Genomic DNA, 17,453 nt, shown 5'->3' with positions numbered 1-17,453 from the left:
GGGCGAAACCTGTGCGTAGTGCACGTTTCGCGCCTATTGTGGGGTCGGTAACCGGTCAACCCCCGTGCTCCGGCCGCCAGCGAGGCCCGTATTCCCTAACCCTCAGTCATCACCGCAGGTGCCCCTGGGCATCGGCGTCTTCTGCTGGAGAACCGAAGTTGAGCGCGACCGGATGGATCAGAGAACGGTTCGCCGGGCCGGCCCCGGGGGCCGCGCCCGGGGCGACCGGCACCTGGCCGAGGACGGCACTGTCGCTGCCGTTCATCGGCATGGCGCTGGTCGTCGTCCTCGACTACTTCACCGACGCCGCAGTGACCGTCGAACCGGCGCTCACCGCCGTTCCGGCGCTGGCCGCCGTGGTCAGCCGCCGCACCTGGTACCCCCTCGCCATCGGCGCCTGCACCGAGGCCGCCGCCTTCCTGATGGCCTTCCGCAACGACGTGCTCGGCGAGTCCGTGCACAGCGCCACCGTCTTCGCCATCGTCCTCGTCGCCGCGATCGGCTGGGTCAGTGCCACCCTGAGGCTGCGCCAGGAACGCCTGCTCGCCGACGCCCAGCTCGTCGCCTCCATCGCCCGGCGCGTCCTGCTGCGCCCCGTCCCCGACCGCGTCGGCACCGTGCGCGCCGCCGTCCACTACGCGGCCGCCGCCGCCCACGCCCGCATCGGCGGCGACCTCTACGAGGTCGTCAACACCCGCCACGGCGTGCGCGCCGTCGTCGGCGACGTGCGCGGCAAGGGCCTCGGCGCGGTCGAGACCGCCGCCGCCGTGCTCGGCGCCTTCCGCGAGGCCGCCCACCAGGAGGCGGCCCTCGACCGGGTCGCCGGCTGGCTCGCCGACAGCCTCGACCGCGCCCTGCACGAGAACGACCACCCCGGCGTCGAGGAGGAGTTCGTCACCCTCGTGCTCATCGGCGTCGGCCCCGACGGCACCGCCGAGATCGTCAACTGCGGCCACCCCGCCCCGCTGCTGCTGCGCGGCACCGAGGCCGCCCGCCCGCTGGAACTCGCCGAGACGGTGCCCCCGCTCGGCGTCCTCGACCCCGCCGACGTCCGCCCCCCGGTCCACCGCGTCCCGCTGCACCCCGGCGACCGCGTCCTGCTGTTCACCGACGGCGTCATCGAGGCCCGGGACCGGGCCGGCACCTTCTACCCGCTCGCCGAACGCCTCCCGCGCTGCGCCCGGGGCGGACCCGTCGACGTGCTGCGCCTCCTGCACGAGGACGTGGTGCGCCACGTCGGGCGCCAGCTCGGCGACGACGCCGCCATGCTGCTCCTCCAGTACGAGCCCCCGTCCGCCGCCGACCGTCCGGAGCCCGCCGTGACCGCCGTGCAGCTGCCCGCCGACCCGGCCCGCCCGGCCGCCCCGCCCGTCCCGCCCGTCCCCCTCGTCCCCCAGCAGAACGGGCACCTGTCCCGGCAGTGAGGGCCCGCGGTCAGAGGGACACCCGGACCACCAGCGGCCGGTGGTCCGACACCTCCGCGCGCGGAGCGGACGCCGCCCCCACCGCGGAGCGCGGCACCCCGACCGCCAGCACGTGGTCGAACTGCACGGCCGGCCGGTGCGACGGATAGGTCGGCGTCCGGGCCAGGTCCGACCAGCCCTGGAGCCGCGCCCGCGGCTCGCGCACCCGCCGCCGGCGCGGTTCCGGGAGCACCGGCCGGGCCCGGCGGGCCGCCCGCAGCTCCCGCACCCGCACCCGCGGCGCCGACCGCTCCAGCGCGCTCGCCCCGCCCAGCACGGTGCGCGGCACCGCGCCCACCAGATTGAAGTCCCCCAGCACCAGGTACGGCTGCGGCAGGTCGGCGATCCACCGGCGGATCGCCGCCAGCTGCGCCATGTTCCAGCCCGGCACGAACGACAGGTGCGCGGCCACCACGGTGAACGGGCCGTGCGCACCCTCCAGGACGGCGGCCAGCGCGGCCCGCGGCTCGTCCGGCACCGGGGTCAGCCCGCGCCGCCCGGCCACCCGCAGCGGCAGGCCGAACGGGGCCGGCGCGAACCGGCGGGCCCGCCAGTGCCGCACCGGCAGCCGGGTCAGCAGCGCCGTGCCGTAGGCGGGCGGCGCGCCGTCGCCGACCTCGGCAGGCCCGTACACCCGGATCCCGGGGGGTGCCGAGGCCTCCGGCAGCCAGCCCGCCACCGGTGCGGGGCGGCCGTGCAGGGCGGCGGCGAACCGCCAGTCCCCGGCGCCCATCGCGGTGGCGGCGACGGCGGCCTGGTCGGTGCCGCCGGAGCGGGCCTGTCCGCGGTCCACCTCCTGGAGCGCAAGGACGTCGGCGTCCAGCGCGGCCACCGCCTGCGCGAGCGGCCCGCCGGGGTCGGCCGGGTAGGGCCGCGGGGCGCCGTCGGGCGCGAGCGGCTGACCGTGCAACAGATTGAAGGTGGCGATGCGCAACTGGCTCACGCCCCCCGACGTTACCCGCCGCCGGTGACGGCCGGACCCCCGGCCGGACGTCCGGGCCCGCCCCGCGGCCCGGGACCGGAGGCCCGTCCGCCCCCCGCAGGCGGCCCGTCCGCGGCCGGCCCCGGCCCGCTGCCCGGCCCGCCCCCGGCGGCTGCCCGGACGGACCCCCCGGCTTGACCCGTCGAGCATACCCGGTATACATACTCGGTATGTCCATCCGCCACGGCCTGCTCGCCCTGCTCGACCAGGGGCCGCGCTACGGCTACCAGCTGAGAACCGAGTTCGAGGCGCGCACCGGCGCCACCTGGCCGCTCAACGTCGGCCAGGTCTACACCACCCTCGCCCGCCTGGAACGCGACGGCCTGGTCGTCCCCGCCGGGGAGGACGAGGAGGGCCACCAGTTCTACGCCGCCACCGACGCCGGCCGCGCCGAACTGCGCGCCTGGTTCGACACCCCGGTACCGCGCACCAACCCGCCGCGCGACGAACTCGCCATCAAACTCGCGATGGCCGTCACCGTCCCCGGCGTCGACGTGCCCGCCGTCGTCCAGGGCCAGCGCCGGCACAGCATCAAGGCGCTCCAGGACTACACCCGGCTCAAGGGCCGCGCCCTCGCCGGCGAGGCCCGGCCCGGCGGCGCCGGCGACCAGGTCGGCTCCGACCTGGCCTGGCTGCTCGTCCTCGAACAGCTGATCTTCCAGACCGAGGCCGAGATCCGCTGGCTCGACCACTGCGAGACCCGGCTCGCCCAGCGCGCCGAGGTCGAACAGGCCCGCGCCGCCGAAGCCCGCGGCACCGGGACCCCCGCCGACGACGCCCCGCCCGCACCCACCCGGTTCGGGCGCCGTCGCAGCAGGGCCTGAACCACCCGGGGCCCGGCCCCGCCCGAACCGAACGAACGAACCACCGGCCCGCCACCCACCACCGTGCGACGGGCCCCACCACAGCAGGGGGAATCGTGTCCCACAGCGGTCCGAGCGGGAACGGCACCGGCGCCGTTCTCCACCTGGACAACGTCACCCGCGTCCACGGCCAGGGCGCCGCCGAGGTCCAGGCGCTGCGCGGCGTCGACCTCAAGGTCCACCCCGGCGAGTTCGTCGCCGTCATGGGCCCCTCCGGCTCCGGCAAGTCCACCCTGCTCACCCTCGCCGGCGGCCTCGACACGCCCAGCAACGGCCAGGTCCTGGTGGAGGGCGTCGCCCTCGGCGGCCTCAGCCGCAAGCGCCTCGCCGAGGTCCGCCGCCGCTCCGTCGGCTACGTCTTCCAGGACTACAACCTCATCCCGGCCCTCACCGCCGCCGAGAACATCTCCCTGCCGCGCGAACTCGACGGCCTGTCCACCCGCGCCGCCCGCCGCGAGGCGCTCACCGCGCTGGAGGAACTCGGCATCCCCGAACTCGCCGACCGCTTCCCCGACGACATGTCCGGCGGCCAGCAGCAGCGCGTCGCCATCGCCCGCGCCCTCATCGGCGACCGCCGCCTCGTCCTCGCCGACGAGCCCACCGGCGCCCTCGACTCCACCACCGGCGAAGCCGTCCTCGCCGTGCTGCGCGCCCGCTGCGACGCCGGCGCCGCCGCCATGATGGTCACCCACGAGCCCCGGCACGCCGCCTGGGCCGACCGCGTCGTCTTCCTGCGCGACGGCCGGATGGTCGACGAGAGTGCCAGCCAGGACGCCGGCAGCCTGCTCGTCGCCGCCGCCGCCAACGCGAAGGGCCCGGTGGGGCAGTGAAGCTCGGTTCCTGGCGGGTCGCCCTGCGCATCGCCCGCCGCGACGCCCTGCGCGCCAAGGGCCGCAGCGCCCTCGTCGTCGCCATGGTGGCGCTTCCCGTCCTCGGCGTCACCGGCGCCGACGTGTTCTTCCGCAGCGCCGAACTCGATCCGATCGAGAGGATCGAGCGCACCATGGGCCAGGCCGGCGCCTCCCTGGAGATCCTCGACCGCGGCGCCGTCGTCCTGCAGACCCCCGACCCCGACGTGGACCGCAAGATCACCACCGTCGACGACGCGAAGAAGGAGAACGGCAAGCCCGTCCTCACCCCCGAGCAGCAGCGCAGCCTCGACACCGCGCCCGCCGACCTCGCCCGGCAACTGCTGCCCGGCGCCACCCTCGTGCCGCTGCACGAGGGCCCCTACATCACCACCAGCACCGCCGAGGGCCTCACCAACGTCCGGATCACCGAACTCGACCTCACCGACCCGGTCTGGCACGGCCGCTACGACATGGTCAAGGGCCGGGCCCCCAGCGCCGACCACGAGATCGCCGTCACCCAGACGTTCCTCGACACCTCCGGGCTGAAGATCGGCGACCGCACCTCTCCGCGCGGCCTCGAAGCCACCCCGTACACCATCACCGGCGTCGCCGAGCACCCCGGCGACCTGCGCAACGCGGGCCTGTTCGCCCGCCCCGGCGCCGTGATCGACCCGCTCGCCAAGCTGCCCGGCGAGCCCGGCACGCGCGGGCGCACCTCCGTCAGCGACGAGGCCAACAACTGGCTCGTCAAGCTCCCGGCCGGGACCACGCTCGACTGGCCCAAGGTCATGGAGCTCAACAAGTACGGGTTCCTCGTCGCCTCGCGCACCGTGATCCTCGACCCGCCGCCCCGCTCCGAGGTGCCGTTCTACGTCGACCAGGACAGCCGGGGCGACAGCAGCCGCACCCCCTTCCTCGACCGGACCTCGGTCGTCGTCCTCGGCACCGTCATGGGCATGGCCCTGCTGGAGATCGTCCTGCTCGCCGGCCCGGCCTTCGCGGTCGGCGCCCGCCGCTCCCGCCGCCAGCTCGGCCTGCTCGCCGCCGGCGGCGGTGACCGCGCCCAGGTGCGCGCCGTCGTCCTCGGCGGCGGTGTCGTCCTCGGCCTCACCGGCGCCGTCGTCGGCCTCGCCGTCGGCATCGGCCTGGTCGCCCTGCTGCGCACCCGGGCCGAGGAGTTCTCCGGCCAGCGCTTCGGCCACTTCGACCTCCAGCCGCTCGACCTGCTCGGCATCGCCCTGATCGGCCTCGTCACCGGTCTGCTGGCCGCCGTCGTGCCCGCCGTCCAGGCCTCCCGGCAGGACGTCGTCGCCGCCCTCACCGGCCGCGACACCCTCAAGCCGCCCAGCCGCAGGCTCGCCCTGCTCGGCCTGCTGATGCTCGGCGGCGGCTCCGCCCTCGCCCTGCTCGGCGCCACCGGCGGCTTCGGCGGCCGCTCCGTCGCCGTCCTCGGGGGCTCGGCCGTCGCCGAACTCGGCATGGTCGCCCTCGCCCCCTACCTGGTCGGCCTCTTCGGACGGATCGGCCGCTGGCTGCCGCTCGGCCCCCGCCTCGCCCTGCGCGACTCGGTGCGCCACCGCGGCCGCACCGCCCCCGCCGTCGCCGCCGTCATGGCCGCCGTCGCCGGCTCGGTCGCCGTCGGCGTCTACACCACCAGCTCCGACGAGGAACTGCGCCGCGAGTACGTCGCCTCCGGCCCCGACCACTCCATCGTGCTCTCCGCCGGCTGGGGCGCCGGCTCCGACGGCTCGCTGCTCCCGCAGATGCGCGGCGCCGTGCAGAACAGCGTCCCCGGGCTCGGCACCCGCGCCGACGTCCAGCGCGTCAACTACCAGGGCGACTGCATGGTCAGCCGCGACGGCATCTGCGGCTGGGCCGCGCTCGTGATGCCCGAGGAGCGCCGCTGCCCCGCCGCGGGCCGCAACGCGATGAAGCTCGGCCCGGGCGAGGTCGAACGGCTCACCCGCGAGGACCCGCGCTGCCAGGAGCAGCGGATCTCCCACGGCAGCCCCTTCGGCATGACCCAGGCCGGTGACGGCGCCCTGCTGCGCAACCTCTACGACGTCACCGACCAGGCCGCCGCCCAGGCCCTCGCGGCCGGCAAGGCCGTCGTCTTCGACGAGCGCTACATCAAGGACGGCAAGGCCCTCCTGGAGCTCACCGAGCCGAGGGACCCGAACAACCCGGACGCCGAGCCGGCCGTCCACCCGGTCACCGTCGACGCCCACCTCGCCACCTCCCCGCTGGGGCCGAACGACCAGGTGGTGCTCAACCCCGACACCGCGCGGCGCCTCGGCCTCACCACCCGCGACATCGGCTCGGTGTGGCGGCCCGACGGCCCCGCCTCCGACGCCGCGGAGCAGAAGGCCCGCGCCGCGCTCGCCAAGCTCTCCGACGGCATCCAGTTCGACATCGAACGCGGCTACCGGTCCCCGGGCGACCTCATCACCCTCGGCCTCACCGTGTTCGCCGGCCTGGTCGCGCTCGGCGCCGCCGGCATCGCCACCGGCCTCGCCGCCGCCGACTCCCAGCGCGACCTCACCACCCTCGCGGCGGTCGGCGCCGCGCCCCGGATCCGGCGCACCCTGTCCGGCTTCCAGTGCGGCGTCATCGCCGCCATGGGCGCCCTGCTCGGGGCCGTCGCCGGCGTGGTGCCCGCGATCGCCCTGCGCAAGGTCGAGGGCGCCGCGAGCACCTACCCCGGGATGACCCTGCAGGAACAGGCGGCCAAGGGCATCGTGGTGTTCCCCTGGCTCAACATCGCGGGCACCGTGATCCTGCTGCCGCTGCTCGCGGTGGCGCTGGCCGCGCTGCTCACCCGCTCGCGGATCTCGCTGCTGCGCCGCACCGGCTGAGCCGGGTCCGCCGCCCGCCGTCCCGGCCCCGTCGGCCGGCGGCCGTCAACCGGTGCCCGTCAACCGGCGGCCGCCGGCCGGCACACCCGTCCCACCCGTCACCCCGGACGCCCGACGCGTCCGGGGTGACGGACGTAACAGCCCCCGGGATGCCCGTGCTTCGGGACCGGGGCCGCTCGCAGGCACCCGGGCGAACTAAAGTCGTCCGTATGACGAGAACCCCGGACAGCGTCGTCCGCTCCTTCATCGACCAGCACCGGCCCGCCTTCCTCGCGGACCTCGCGGACTGGCTCCGCATCCCCTCGGTGTCCGCCGACCCCGGCCGGGCCGGAGACGTCCGCCGCTCCGCCGAGTGGCTGGCCGCCAAGCTGCGCGACACCGGCTTCCCGGTGACGGAGGTGTGGGAGACCGACGGCCTGCCGGCCGTCTTCGCCGAGTGGCCCTCGGGGGACCCGGACGCGCCGACCGTCCTCGTCTACGGCCACCACGACGTGCAGCCCGCCGCCAAGGAGGACGGCTGGGCGACCGACCCGTTCGAGCCGACCGTGGTCGGCAACCGGCTCTACGCCCGGGGCGCCGCCGACGACAAGGGCCAGGTGTTCTTCCACACCCTCGGCGTGCGCGCCCACCTGGCCGCCACCGGCCGCACCGCGCCGGCCGTCAACCTCAAGCTGCTGATCGAGGGCGAGGAGGAGTCCGGCTCCCCGCACTTCGCCGACCTGGTGCGCCGCGAGGCCGGCCGGCTGGCCGCCGACGTCGTGATCATCTCGGACACCGGCATGTGGTCCGAGACCACGCCGACCGTCTGCACCGGCATGCGGGGCCTGGCCGACGCCCAGATCGACCTGTACGGGCCGGACACCGACATCCACTCCGGCTCCTTCGGCGGCGCCGTGCCCAACCCGGCCACCGTCGCCGCCGAGCTGGCCGCCGCCCTGCACGACGCCGACCACCGGGTCGCCGTCCCCGGCTTCTACGACGGCGTGGTCGAGCTGACCGACCGCGAGCGGGCGCTCTTCGCCGAGCTGCCCTTCGACGAGGCGGCCTGGCTGCGGACCGCCAAGTCGTACGGCACCCGCGGCGAGGCCGGCTACTCCACCCTGGAGCGGATCTGGGCCCGCCCGACCGCCGAGGTCAACGGCATCTGGGGCGGTTACACCGGCCCCGGCGGCAAGACCATCGTGCCCGCCTCGGCCCACCTGAAGCTCTCCTTCCGGCTGGTCGCCGGGCAGGAGGTCGAGAAGGTCCGCGAGGCCGTCCGCTCCTGGGTAGCCGACCGGGTCCCCGAGGGCATCCGTCACGAGCTGGTCTTCCCGGGAGCGACCCGGCCCTGTCTGACCCCGCTCGACCACCCGGCGCTGCAGTCCACCGTCCGGGCGATGGGCCGGGCCTTCGAGCAGAAGATCCTGTTCACCCGTGAGGGCGGTTCCGGTCCGGCCGCCGACCTCCAGGACGTGCTCGGCGCGCCGGTGCTGTTCCTCGGCATCTCGGTGCCCTCGGACGGCTGGCACTCGGTGGACGAGAAGGTCGAGCTGGACCTGCTGGCCAAGGGCGTCGAGACCGCCGCCTACCTGTGGGCCGACCTGGCCGAGAACTGGCGGCCGGGCGGCGAGAGCGCGTGAACCGCGGGCGAGCGCGGGCGGACCGGGGGACGGGCGCGTCCCGTCCCGGTGGTCCGCGCGGACCCGAACCGTCCGGAAGACCGATCACGTGGGGATGGAACAGTTGAGCACCGTGCCTGAGACCGAACGCCCGTCGCACCTGGCGCTGGCCCGGGCCGGGGTGGACCGGGCGGCCCAGCACCGGTTCGACGAGCCCTGGCTGGCGGCCGCGTGGAGCCACCCGTCCACCAAGGTGCTGCCGATCGCCGGCGGCGAGGCGTTCGTGGTGGACACCGGGCAGGGGACCGAGCTGGTCCTGATGCCCTCCTTCGAGGCACCGCAGAGCGGCGACCGGTACTTCCTCGGCACCGACGAGGAGGGCGTCTCCTACTTCGCGCTGGCCGGCGAGAGCCTGCCGGGCCGGCTGGACGGCGACGCCCGCCCGGCCGGGCTGCGCGAGGTCGGCGCGCTGCTGTCCGACCGGGACGCCGGGCTGCTGGTGCACGCCGTCGCGCTGGAGCACTGGCACCGGCTGCACAGCTTCTGCTCGCGCTGCGGCCACCCGACCGAGAAGGCCGGGGCCGGGCACGTGCGGCGCTGCACCTCCTGCGCCGCCGAGCACTACCCGCGCACCGACCCGGCGGTGATCATGCTGATCACCGACGAGCAGGACCGCTGCCTGCTCGGCCGCCAGGCGCTGTGGCCGGAGGGCCGCTGGTCGACGCTGGCCGGCTTCGTCGAGCCGGGGGAGTCGATCGAGCAGGCGGTGGTGCGCGAGGTGCAGGAGGAGGCCGGGGTGCGGGTCGCCGAGGTCTCCTACGTGGCCAGCCAGCCGTGGCCGTTCCCGTCCAGCCTGATGCTGGGCTTCCTGGGCCGGGCGTACCCGGAGGGCACCGCGATCACCGTGGACGGGGAGGAGCTGGCGGAGGCGCGCTGGTTCTCCCGGGAGGAGCTGCGGGCGGGGATGGCGGCGGGGGAGATCCTGCCGCCGTCCGGGATCTCGATCGCCCGGCACCTGGTCGAGGTCTGGTACGGGGAGCCGCTGCCGTCGGCGGCCCGCTGGTAATTCCCGGCGGGCGGCGGGAGCGTCCGGCGCGTTCGGTGTGTTCGGCGTGTTCGACGCGTTCGGCGCGTTCGACGCGTTCGACGCGTTCGGCGTGTTCTGTGGATGGGGGGCGTGTGGAGTTGATCCACGCGCCCCCCATTTCCTTTTCGAATCGGTCTCCCCAGGATGTTCGTAACCGGAGCGGCCCTGTCCAGTACGGCCCCCGGGGCCCCGTCCGGCAGTGTCACCGATCCCGGCGGACTTTGCCGCAAACGCCTGAAAGCCCCTCACCCGGCTCGCTACATTCACTCGGGTGACAATCCCCCGGGGTACCACCCAATCCCCCAAATACCAGCGCCTCGCCGCCGACCTGCGCCGCCGGATCGCCGAGGGCGAGTTCACCGCCGCGGCCGCCCTGCCGGTCGAGAGCGAACTGGAACGCCAGTACGGCGTCGCCCGCAACACCGTCCGGCTCGCCGTCGACGTCCTCGTCAACGAGGGCCGGCTGGTCCGCCTCCAGGGCAAGGGCACCTATCTGCGCGAGCACCCCGTGCTCGACCACCGCGCCTACGGGCCCGCCCCCCGCCTCGACCCGCAGGACCCCGGCCCCCGCGACTGCCTGGCCGTCCCCAGCGCCGTCTACCGCGGCGAGGCCGCCGAGAGCGGGCGCGAACTCACCGTCGACTTCGAGATGATGATCGTCCGGGCCCGCGTCGACATCGCCGAGCGGCTCGGACTGCGCCCCGGCGAGGCCATCGTGGTCCGCCGCCAGCTGCGCATGCTCGACCGCGAGCCGTACTCCATCGAGGAGAGCCACTACCGGGCCGGCCTCGCCGCCGGCACCCCGCTGATGGAGCCCGACCAGATCGACGGCGGCGACGAGGCGGTGCTCGCCGCCCTCGGCCGCACCGAGATCGGGGCCGTCGACCACCTCGTCGCCCGGATGCCCGGGCCCGAGGAGGCGCAGTGGTTCCAGGGCGGACCCGGGGTGCCGCTGATGGTCCAGACCCGGGTCACCTACGACCGGCGCGGACCCGTGCGGGTCATCGAGACCCGCTACTCCGCCGACCGCAGCCGGCTGGTCTACGGCGTCGGCGACCTCGCGGCCCGGACCGTCCTGCCCGGGCCCGCCGCGCCCGTCGAGGCGGCCCGGGCCGACGCGCCGTAGCCGCGGTGGGCGGGCGCGCCGGGCCGGGACCGCCCGGGCCGCCGTGCGGTGCCGCGCGCGGGGCGGGGCAGGGCACGGCCGCGGGCGGAGCGCGGGGATCAGGCCGCGAGGGCCTTCTTGACCTGCAGCAGGCTCGGGTTGGTCATCACGACCCGCTCGCCGCCGCCGGCCGGCTGCACCAGCACGGTCGGAACGGTCTGGTTGCCGTTGTTCACCGACTCGACGAAGGCCGCCGACGCCGGGTCCTCCTCGATGTTGATCTCGGTGTAGCCGATGCCCTCGCGCTGCAGCTGGCTCTTGAGCCGGTTGCAGTAGCCGCACCAGGTCGTGCTGTACATCGTCACGCTGCCGGACATCGAGGGGACTCCTTCTGATCGGGGAGGGGCCGGGGGCCTTGGCGGGGGCGCCGCGCGGGTCGCGCGGCTCCGGGGGGAGAACGTCCACCGCCCGGCGGTCATTCCGCGCGCGGCCGGCCGGACCGCACCGGCGTGCACCCACCCGAACCGGCGCGGGTGGCAGAGACCGCGCCCCCACGTGCAACCATCCGCCGTCCTCGGCGCGATCATCCGGCGATCACACCGCACCTGTGGACAACCCCGCCCGCGATGTCCGCGCGGGCTGAGAGGATGGAACGCATGCAGGAAGACCTCTTGAGCGGCAGCCCGTTCGACGGACACCAGGACGCCCACCGCTTCGGCGACCCCGCCGCCGGCGGCCCCGACGCCGTCCTGGCCGGACTCGACCCCGAACAGCGCGCCGTCGCCACCGCCCTGCACGGTGCCGTCTGCGTCCTCGCCGGCGCCGGCACCGGCAAGACCCGCGCCATCACCCACCGCATCGCCTACGGCGTGCGCAGCGGCGTCTACCAGCCCCAGCAGGTCCTCGCCGTCACCTTCACCGCCCGCGCCGCCGGCGAGATGCGCGGCCGCCTGCGCCAGCTCGGCGCCGACGGCGTCCAGGCCCGCACCTTCCACGCCGCCGCGCTGCGCCAGCTCCAGTACTTCTGGCCCCGCGCCGTCGGCGGACCCGTGCCCCAGCTGCTGGAGCGCAAGGTCCAGCTCGTCGCCGAGGCCGCCGGCCGCTGCGGGCTGCGCGTCCAGCGCACCGAACTGCGCGACCTCACCGCCGAGATCGAATGGGCCAAGGTCACCCAGACCGGCCCCGACGACTACCCCGCCGCCGTCGCCAAGTCCGGCCGCGACGCCCCCCGCGACCCCGCCGAGACCGCCCAGGTCTACCGCGTCTACGAGGAGACCAAGAGCCGCCGCGGGAACATCGACTTCGAGGACGTGCTGCTGCTCACCGCCGCCATCCTGGAGGACCGCCCCGACATCGCCGACCAGGTCCGCGCCCAGTACCGGCACTTCACCGTCGACGAGTACCAGGACGTCTCCCCGCTCCAGCAGCGCCTCCTCGACCAGTGGACCGGCCCCGGCGGCGGCGCCAGCCTCTGCGTCGTCGGCGACGCCAGCCAGACCATCTACTCCTTCACCGGCGCCACCCCCGACTACCTGCTCGGCTTCCGCAACCGCCACCCCGAGGCCACCGTCGTCAAGCTCGTCCGCGACTACCGCTCCACCCCCCAGGTCGTCCACCTCGCCAACGGACTCCTCGCCCAGGCCCGCGGCGAGGCCGCCCGCCACCGCCTCGAACTCGTCTCCCAGCGCGAGGCCGGCCCCGAGCCGGTCTACACCGAGTACGAGGACGAACCCACCGAGGCCGAGACCACCGCCCGCCGGATCAAGGAGCTCCTCGCCGCCGGCGTGCGCGCCAGCGAGATCGCCGTGCTCTTCCGCACCAACGGCCAGTCCGAGGTCTACGAGCAGGCCCTCGCCGACCTCGGCGTCCCCTACCAGCTCAAGGGCGCCGAGCGGTTCTTCGAGCGCCCCGAGGTCCGCGACGCCGGCGTCCTGCTGCGCGGCGCCGCCCGCGCCGCCTCCGACCCGGTCACCGACGGCGCCCCCGACCTCGCCGGCCAGGTCCGGGCCGTCCTCGCCACCCGCGGCTTCACCGCCGAACCCCCGGCCGGATCCGGCGCCGTCCGCGACCGCTGGGAGTCCCTCGCCGCCCTCGTTCGGCTCGCCGAGGAGTTCGAACGCGGCCGCGCCGCCGACGGGCAGGGCACCGACCTCGCCGCCTACGTCGCCGAACTCGACGCCCGCGCCGCCGCCCAGCACGCCCCCGCCGTCGAAGGCGTCACCCTCGCCTCCCTGCACGCCGCCAAGGGCCTCGAATGGGACGCCGTCTTCCTCGTCGGCCTCACCGAGGGCACCCTGCCGATCATCTACGCCAAGACCGACGAGCAGGTCGAGGAGGAGCGCCGCCTCCTCTACGTCGGCGTCACCCGCGCCCGCAAGCACCTCACCCTCTCCTGGGCGCTCTCCCGCTCCCCGGGCGGCCGCGCCTCCCGCAAGCCCAGCCGCTTCCTGGACGGGCTGCGACCCGGCTCCAGCGCCCCCGGCAGCCGGTCCGCCGGGCGCGGCGGGGCGGCCGGCGGGGGCGGCGAGCGCTCCGCCGGGCGCCGGGTCCGCGGCCCGGTCACCTGCCGGGTCTGCGGGCGGGCCCTCACCGAGGCCGTCGAGCGCAAGCTCCGCCGCTGCGAGGGCTGCCCCTCCACCATGGACGAGGCGCTCTACGAGCGGCTGCGCGAGTGGCGCGCCGCCCAGGCCCGCGAACAGGGCGCCCCCGCCTACGTCGTGTTCACCGACGCCACCCTCATGGCCATCGCCGAGGACGTCCCCGCCAACCGGCAGGAGCTCGCCGGCATCTCCGGGGTCGGCGCGATGAAGCTGGACAAATACGGGGCCGCCGTGCTCTCGTTGTGTGCGGGGGAGGAGCCCGTCAGGGATCCGGCGGACGTCACGGACGACCAGCCGGACGAACCGGCCTGAGCCGGTCCGGGGCGATCACAGCCGGTGCCGGGAGGCGCCGCGGAGACCGTCGGGAAACTCGCCGGAAAAATAGTTTGCGCGCCGTGCCGGGAGCGCAATAGCCTGCCGGAGCGGTCAAGGGGACGCGATCGTCCGGGGTGACGCCTGTCGCCGCACTCCCCTGCACCCACGAGCTCACCGAGCTCCACCAGCTTCACCGAGACAGACATCCGAACAGTTCGGAGCCCGGGGAACCAGGCTCCGCGAGACGCCGAGAGGAGGCGAATGCAGTGGAAACCATGATCACCAAAATGACTGGCCAGACCGTCGTCGCCGCCTCCCTGCGCGCCGCCAACCTGCGGCTCGCCGTCCAGCTGTGCGAAACCGGTCTGGGTCTCGACACCACCGGTGTCTCCGTCGTTCCCGCTTCCCCCGCCCCCGCTGTCAGTGGCCTCGGACACACTGGCCCCGGCAGCAACGGCATCCAGGGCGGCAGCCTCGACGGCACCGGTGTCGAGACTGGTCTGTCCCGCGACTGGGCGTCGGTCGATGCTTCGCGCTCCCTGCGTGATGAGCGACCGACCCAGGCACCGAAGACGGTCGTAGCCATTGCCATGCATGGCGGCTATGCGCGGGTCATCGGTGCCGGAAACACCCAGAAGCAGAACGAGCAGCAGATCAACCAGGCCATGGCCGCCTTCAACGGCGCCACGGCCGCCCGGATGCGGGCCTTCCGCGGCCCTGAACCCTGGAGAGAACGAACCTGAGCCAGCCTCAGGTCGGCGCCTCCAGGGCCGCGGAACCCCAACACCGGGATCCGCGGCCCTTCTGTTTTGTCCGGTACGCAAGACCACCCAGGCCCCCCGGGGCCTCCGGCCCAGCCCCACCAGTCAGCTGAGCCGGACCCACTGAGAAGACGAGGAAGACGCCCACAGTGTCCACGGTCATCACGCCGCCCACCCCGTCCGTACCGCCGACAGACCAGACGAAGGCCGACCAGGCCGACCCTCCGGAGGTTCTCCCCATGCAGTTCACCTCGATCGACCAGGCCGAGGAGCTCGGGCTCCCCATCCCGTGCCGCGCCTTCGACCCCGAGGTCTTCTTCGCCGAGACGCCCGCCGACGTCGAGTACGCGAAGTCCCTCTGCGGCACCTGCCCGGTCAAGGACGCCTGTCTCACCGGCGCCCTGGAGCGCCGTGAGCCCTGGGGCGTCTGGGGCGGCGAGCTCTTCGTCCAGGGTGTCGTCGTGGCCCGCAAGCGGCCGCGCGGCCGCCCGCGCAAGACCGAGGTCGCGGCGTGAACCCCGCGTCCGGAGCCGGAACCGTCCGCCGGGGAGAGCAGCCCCCGCTGGACAACGCCCTCCGCCGCTCCGTACGCCTCGCCGCCGCCAAGGCCGACGCCGCCCGCATCCGCCCCTTCCCGACACCGCACCACGAGCAGGACCACCACATGACCGCCGCCGCCATCGATCCGACCGTCCGGGCCGAGCAGACCACCGAACTTCAGATCCAGAACAGGACCCTCGAAATGCAACTTCTCCATGAATCCCTGGCACGGGCGCATATGCAAGAGCGCCTCCAGGAGGCCGAGCACCAACGGCTCGTCAGCCGGCTCGCCCGGGCCCAGCGGCTCAAGCAGAAGGCCGAACGCGCCTCGCTCCGGGCCCGCAAGGCCCTCGCCGTCGCCCTGATGTGACCGGGACGCCGGTGAGCTAGACCCATCAGGACCCCCGTCGCGCCGCAGGCCGCCCCCGACACCGGGAGGCGGCCTGCGGCCGTCGGCCGTTCACGGCGGACGGCGGATCAGCCCTCCGCGGACGGGCTCCGGCGCCTGGCCGGGGCGGCCTTCTTCGCCGCCGCCGCCTTCTTCGCGGCGGGCTTCTTCGCGGCCGCGTTCTTCGGGGCGGCCTTCTTCGCCGCGGCCTCGGGCTTCGTCAGGGCCTCGGCTGCCGCCGCCGCCTCCTTCGCCCGCCCCGGCGACCCCTCCTCGGCGAACTCCGGCAGCCACGCCACCATCTCCGCCCGGAACGGCGCCTTCGCCCCCAGCTGGCAGAGCACCCCGATCGTGCTCAGCGTCACCCGGTGGATCAACAGGTACGACGGCGGCAGGTTCAGCTGCTTGCCCAGGTTGTACGCGGGCGACCGCGGGTCGGCGATCCGTGCCGCCTGCGCCCGCATCCACGCCCGGGTGAAGTGGAACGACTCCACCGCCGCCGGCTCGATGATCGGCACCAGGTAGTCCAGCACCGCATCCGGATCCAGCTCGATCGAGGGCTTGACGAAACCCTCCTCGCGCAGCATCGCCAGCACGCCCGCCGCGTCCCCGGCCAACGCCATCCGCAACGACGCCCCGATCGGCGCCGGCAGGCCTCCCGGCAACCGGTCCACCGTCCCGAAGTCCAGCACCCCCAGCCGCCAGCCCTCCACCGGGCCGTTGTCCTTCAACAGCCGGAAGTTGCCCGGATGCGGATCCGCGTGCAGCAACCCCGTCCGTGACGGACCGGCGAACAGGAAACGCGCCAGCAGCCGGCCGGCGACGTCCCGCTCCTCCTGCGAACCCGAGGCGATCACCTCCGCCAGCGGCGTGCCGTCCATCCACTCCGACACCAGCACCTGGTCCGCCTGCGCCACCACACCCGGCACCACGATCTCCGGATCGCCCGCGAACTCCTCCGCGTGCCGGCGCTGCGCCTGCGCCTCCAGCCCGTAGTCCAGCTCCTCGGCGACCCGCTCCCGCAGCTCCGTGATCAGTGGCTTGATGTCCAGGCCCGGAATCAGCGGACCCAGCAGCCACGCCACCCGGCTCAACTGCGACAGGTCCGCCAACAGGGCGTCCCCCGCCCCCGGGTACTGCACCTTGACCGCGACCGGGCGCCCGTCGTGCCACACCGCCCGGTGCACCTGGCCGATCGACGCGGCCGCCGCCGGGCGGTCGTCGAACTCCAGGAACAGGCTCCGCCAGTCCTCGCCCAGCCGCTGCGCCAGCGCCGCGTGCACCTTCGCCGCCGGCATCGGCGGCGCGGCGTCCTGCAGCTTGGTCAACGCCGCCCGGTAGGGGCCGGCCACCTCTTCCGGCAGGGCGGCCTCGAAGACGGACAGCACCTGCCCGAACTTCATCGCCCCGCCCTTGAGCTCGCCCAGGACCTTGAACAGCTGGTCGGCGGTGGCCTGTTGCAGCTCGGCGGTCACCACCTCGGCCGACCGGCCGCCGATCCGCTTCCCGAGACCCAGGGTGGCGCGGCCGGCTATCCCCAGCGGCAGAGCGGCGAGTCGTGCCGTGCGGGTCATTGCCTTGCGCGGAAGATCGCTCACCCGGGCCTCCAAGTCGACACGCCCAAGGCCCCCGCAGCGGGGGCCGACCGTCATACGCCATTGTGCCCGTTCGACGGCGCAGCCCCGGCCGGAATTCGCCGCCCCGCCGGGGCCGCACCGCCCCGGCTGACACCGCCACGGGCCCGTCAACCGGGCCTCCCCGGCGGCGAGTTCGACCCCGGCCCGGACCGGGGCGACCGGCGCCGAGCCGACCGGTACCGGAGCGGCGGACCCCGCCTCCCCGGGGCCGCGCCGCCCACTCGGGCGGCGCGGCCTGCCCTGCTCCACCCGCCCCGGCTGTCCCACCCACCGTGGCGGCGCCGCTCCCGGTCCGCCCCGCTCGTCCTGGCCTCCCGGGCCGGGGGGGGGGGGCCGGCCCCCGCCCGCCCCCCGCCCCCGCCCCGCCCCCCCCACGCCGCGGGAGGTGTGTATAAAAAAAAAAAA

General features: G+C 75.0%; 14 protein-coding genes. 11 read left to right on the top strand and 3 right to left on the bottom strand.

Annotated elements, in window-relative coordinates; genetic code table 11:
* Nucleotides 1-158 precede the first annotated feature (158 nt).
* A complete protein-coding gene (locus tag ACFXAM_RS08115; protein ID WP_380288624.1) occupies nucleotides 159-1,424 on the top strand; it encodes a PP2C family protein-serine/threonine phosphatase in 1,266 nt (421 codons plus the stop codon).
* A gap of 10 nt (nucleotides 1,425-1,434) precedes the next feature.
* On the opposite strand, the gene ACFXAM_RS08110 is transcribed toward ACFXAM_RS08115, so the two are convergent.
* A complete protein-coding gene (locus ACFXAM_RS08110) occupies nucleotides 1,435-2,406 on the bottom strand; it encodes an endonuclease/exonuclease/phosphatase family protein (protein WP_380288622.1) in 972 nt (323 codons plus the stop codon).
* A gap of 209 nt (nucleotides 2,407-2,615) precedes the next feature.
* Here ACFXAM_RS08110 and ACFXAM_RS08105 point away from each other — a divergent pair, with 209 nt between their 5' ends.
* The 6 genes from ACFXAM_RS08105 to ACFXAM_RS08080 all read left to right on the top strand — a co-directional run bounded on the left by ACFXAM_RS08105 (nucleotide 2,616) and on the right by ACFXAM_RS08080 (nucleotide 10,828).
* Nucleotides 2,616-3,269, top strand: a complete 654-nt coding sequence (locus tag ACFXAM_RS08105) for a PadR family transcriptional regulator (RefSeq protein WP_380288620.1) — start codon at nucleotides 2,616-2,618, stop codon at nucleotides 3,267-3,269.
* Nucleotides 3,270-3,361: 92 nt separating this feature from the next.
* Nucleotides 3,362-4,138: an ABC transporter ATP-binding protein gene (locus tag ACFXAM_RS08100; protein ID WP_380288711.1), complete on the top strand. Its 777-nt coding sequence runs from the start codon at nucleotides 3,362-3,364 to the stop codon at nucleotides 4,136-4,138.
* Nucleotides 4,135-7,014 (top strand): FtsX-like permease family protein, encoded by a 2,880-nt coding sequence (locus ACFXAM_RS08095; RefSeq protein ID WP_380288618.1) that lies wholly within the window; start codon nucleotides 4,135-4,137, stop codon nucleotides 7,012-7,014. The genes ACFXAM_RS08100 and ACFXAM_RS08095 overlap by 4 nt, the downstream gene beginning before the upstream one ends.
* A gap of 209 nt (nucleotides 7,015-7,223) precedes the next feature.
* The gene (locus ACFXAM_RS08090) at nucleotides 7,224-8,636 is read left to right on the top strand and encodes a dipeptidase (protein ID WP_380288616.1); all 1,413 of its coding nucleotides are present in this window, start codon (nucleotides 7,224-7,226) and stop codon (nucleotides 8,634-8,636) included.
* A 94-nt stretch (nucleotides 8,637-8,730) separates the two neighbouring features.
* Entirely contained in the window at nucleotides 8,731-9,681 is a 951-nt protein-coding gene (gene nudC / locus ACFXAM_RS08085; RefSeq protein WP_380288614.1) for an NAD(+) diphosphatase, read from the top strand.
* A gap of 292 nt (nucleotides 9,682-9,973) precedes the next feature.
* Nucleotides 9,974-10,828 carry a GntR family transcriptional regulator gene (locus tag ACFXAM_RS08080; RefSeq protein ID WP_380288613.1) on the top strand — a complete coding sequence of 285 codons (855 nt, stop codon included), beginning with the start codon at nucleotides 9,974-9,976 and terminating at the stop codon, nucleotides 10,826-10,828.
* A 98-nt stretch (nucleotides 10,829-10,926) separates the two neighbouring features.
* Here the strand turns inward: ACFXAM_RS08080 and ACFXAM_RS08075 are convergent, their stop codons facing one another.
* A complete protein-coding gene (locus tag ACFXAM_RS08075; RefSeq protein WP_350563441.1) occupies nucleotides 10,927-11,184 on the bottom strand; it encodes a mycoredoxin in 258 nt (85 codons plus the stop codon).
* Nucleotides 11,185-11,454: 270 nt separating this feature from the next.
* Between ACFXAM_RS08075 and ACFXAM_RS08070 the strand changes: the two genes are divergently transcribed.
* The 4 genes from ACFXAM_RS08070 to ACFXAM_RS08055 all read left to right on the top strand — a co-directional run bounded on the left by ACFXAM_RS08070 (nucleotide 11,455) and on the right by ACFXAM_RS08055 (nucleotide 15,393).
* On the top strand, nucleotides 11,455-13,719 hold the full coding sequence (locus tag ACFXAM_RS08070; protein ID WP_380288610.1) for an ATP-dependent DNA helicase UvrD2: 2,265 nt from the start codon (nucleotides 11,455-11,457) through the stop codon (nucleotides 13,717-13,719).
* Between the two features lie 269 nt (nucleotides 13,720-13,988).
* Nucleotides 13,989-14,465, top strand: a complete 477-nt coding sequence (locus tag ACFXAM_RS08065; RefSeq protein WP_380288608.1) for a hypothetical protein — start codon at nucleotides 13,989-13,991, stop codon at nucleotides 14,463-14,465.
* Nucleotides 14,466-14,632: 167 nt separating this feature from the next.
* Nucleotides 14,633-14,998, top strand: coding sequence for a WhiB family transcriptional regulator (locus tag ACFXAM_RS08060; protein ID WP_376149379.1), 366 nt, complete (start codon nucleotides 14,633-14,635; stop codon nucleotides 14,996-14,998).
* Nucleotides 14,995-15,393: a hypothetical protein gene (locus tag ACFXAM_RS08055; RefSeq protein ID WP_380288604.1), complete on the top strand. Its 399-nt coding sequence runs from the start codon at nucleotides 14,995-14,997 to the stop codon at nucleotides 15,391-15,393. The genes ACFXAM_RS08060 and ACFXAM_RS08055 overlap by 4 nt, the downstream gene beginning before the upstream one ends.
* A gap of 107 nt (nucleotides 15,394-15,500) precedes the next feature.
* Here the strand turns inward: ACFXAM_RS08055 and ACFXAM_RS08050 are convergent, their stop codons facing one another.
* Nucleotides 15,501-17,009 (bottom strand): ABC1 kinase family protein, encoded by a 1,509-nt coding sequence (locus ACFXAM_RS08050; RefSeq protein WP_380288602.1) that lies wholly within the window; start codon nucleotides 17,007-17,009, stop codon nucleotides 15,501-15,503.
* Between the last annotated feature and the right edge of the window lie 444 nt (nucleotides 17,010-17,453).

The organism is Kitasatospora sp. NPDC059462 (assembly GCF_042749955.1).
GTDB lineage: Bacteria > Actinomycetota > Actinomycetes > Streptomycetales > Streptomycetaceae > Kitasatospora.
This window is presented reverse-complemented; position numbering and strand designations above follow the sequence as displayed.

What these genes read in the sequence shown, in the direction of transcription:
- ACFXAM_RS08105 (WP_380288620.1), top strand. Translation starts at nt 2,616, where the DNA reads ATGTCCATCCGCCACGGCCTGCTCGCCCTGCTCGACCAGGGGCCGCGC.
- ACFXAM_RS08090 (WP_380288616.1), top strand. Translation starts at nt 7,224, where the DNA reads ATGACGAGAACCCCGGACAGCGTCGTCCGCTCCTTCATCGACCAGCAC.
- nudC (WP_380288614.1), top strand. Translation starts at nt 8,731, where the DNA reads ATGGAACAGTTGAGCACCGTGCCTGAGACCGAACGCCCGTCGCACCTG.
- ACFXAM_RS08075 (WP_350563441.1), bottom strand. Translation starts at nt 11,184, where the DNA reads ATGTCCGGCAGCGTGACGATGTACAGCACGACCTGGTGCGGCTACTGC.
- ACFXAM_RS08070 (WP_380288610.1), top strand. Translation starts at nt 11,455, where the DNA reads ATGGAACGCATGCAGGAAGACCTCTTGAGCGGCAGCCCGTTCGACGGA.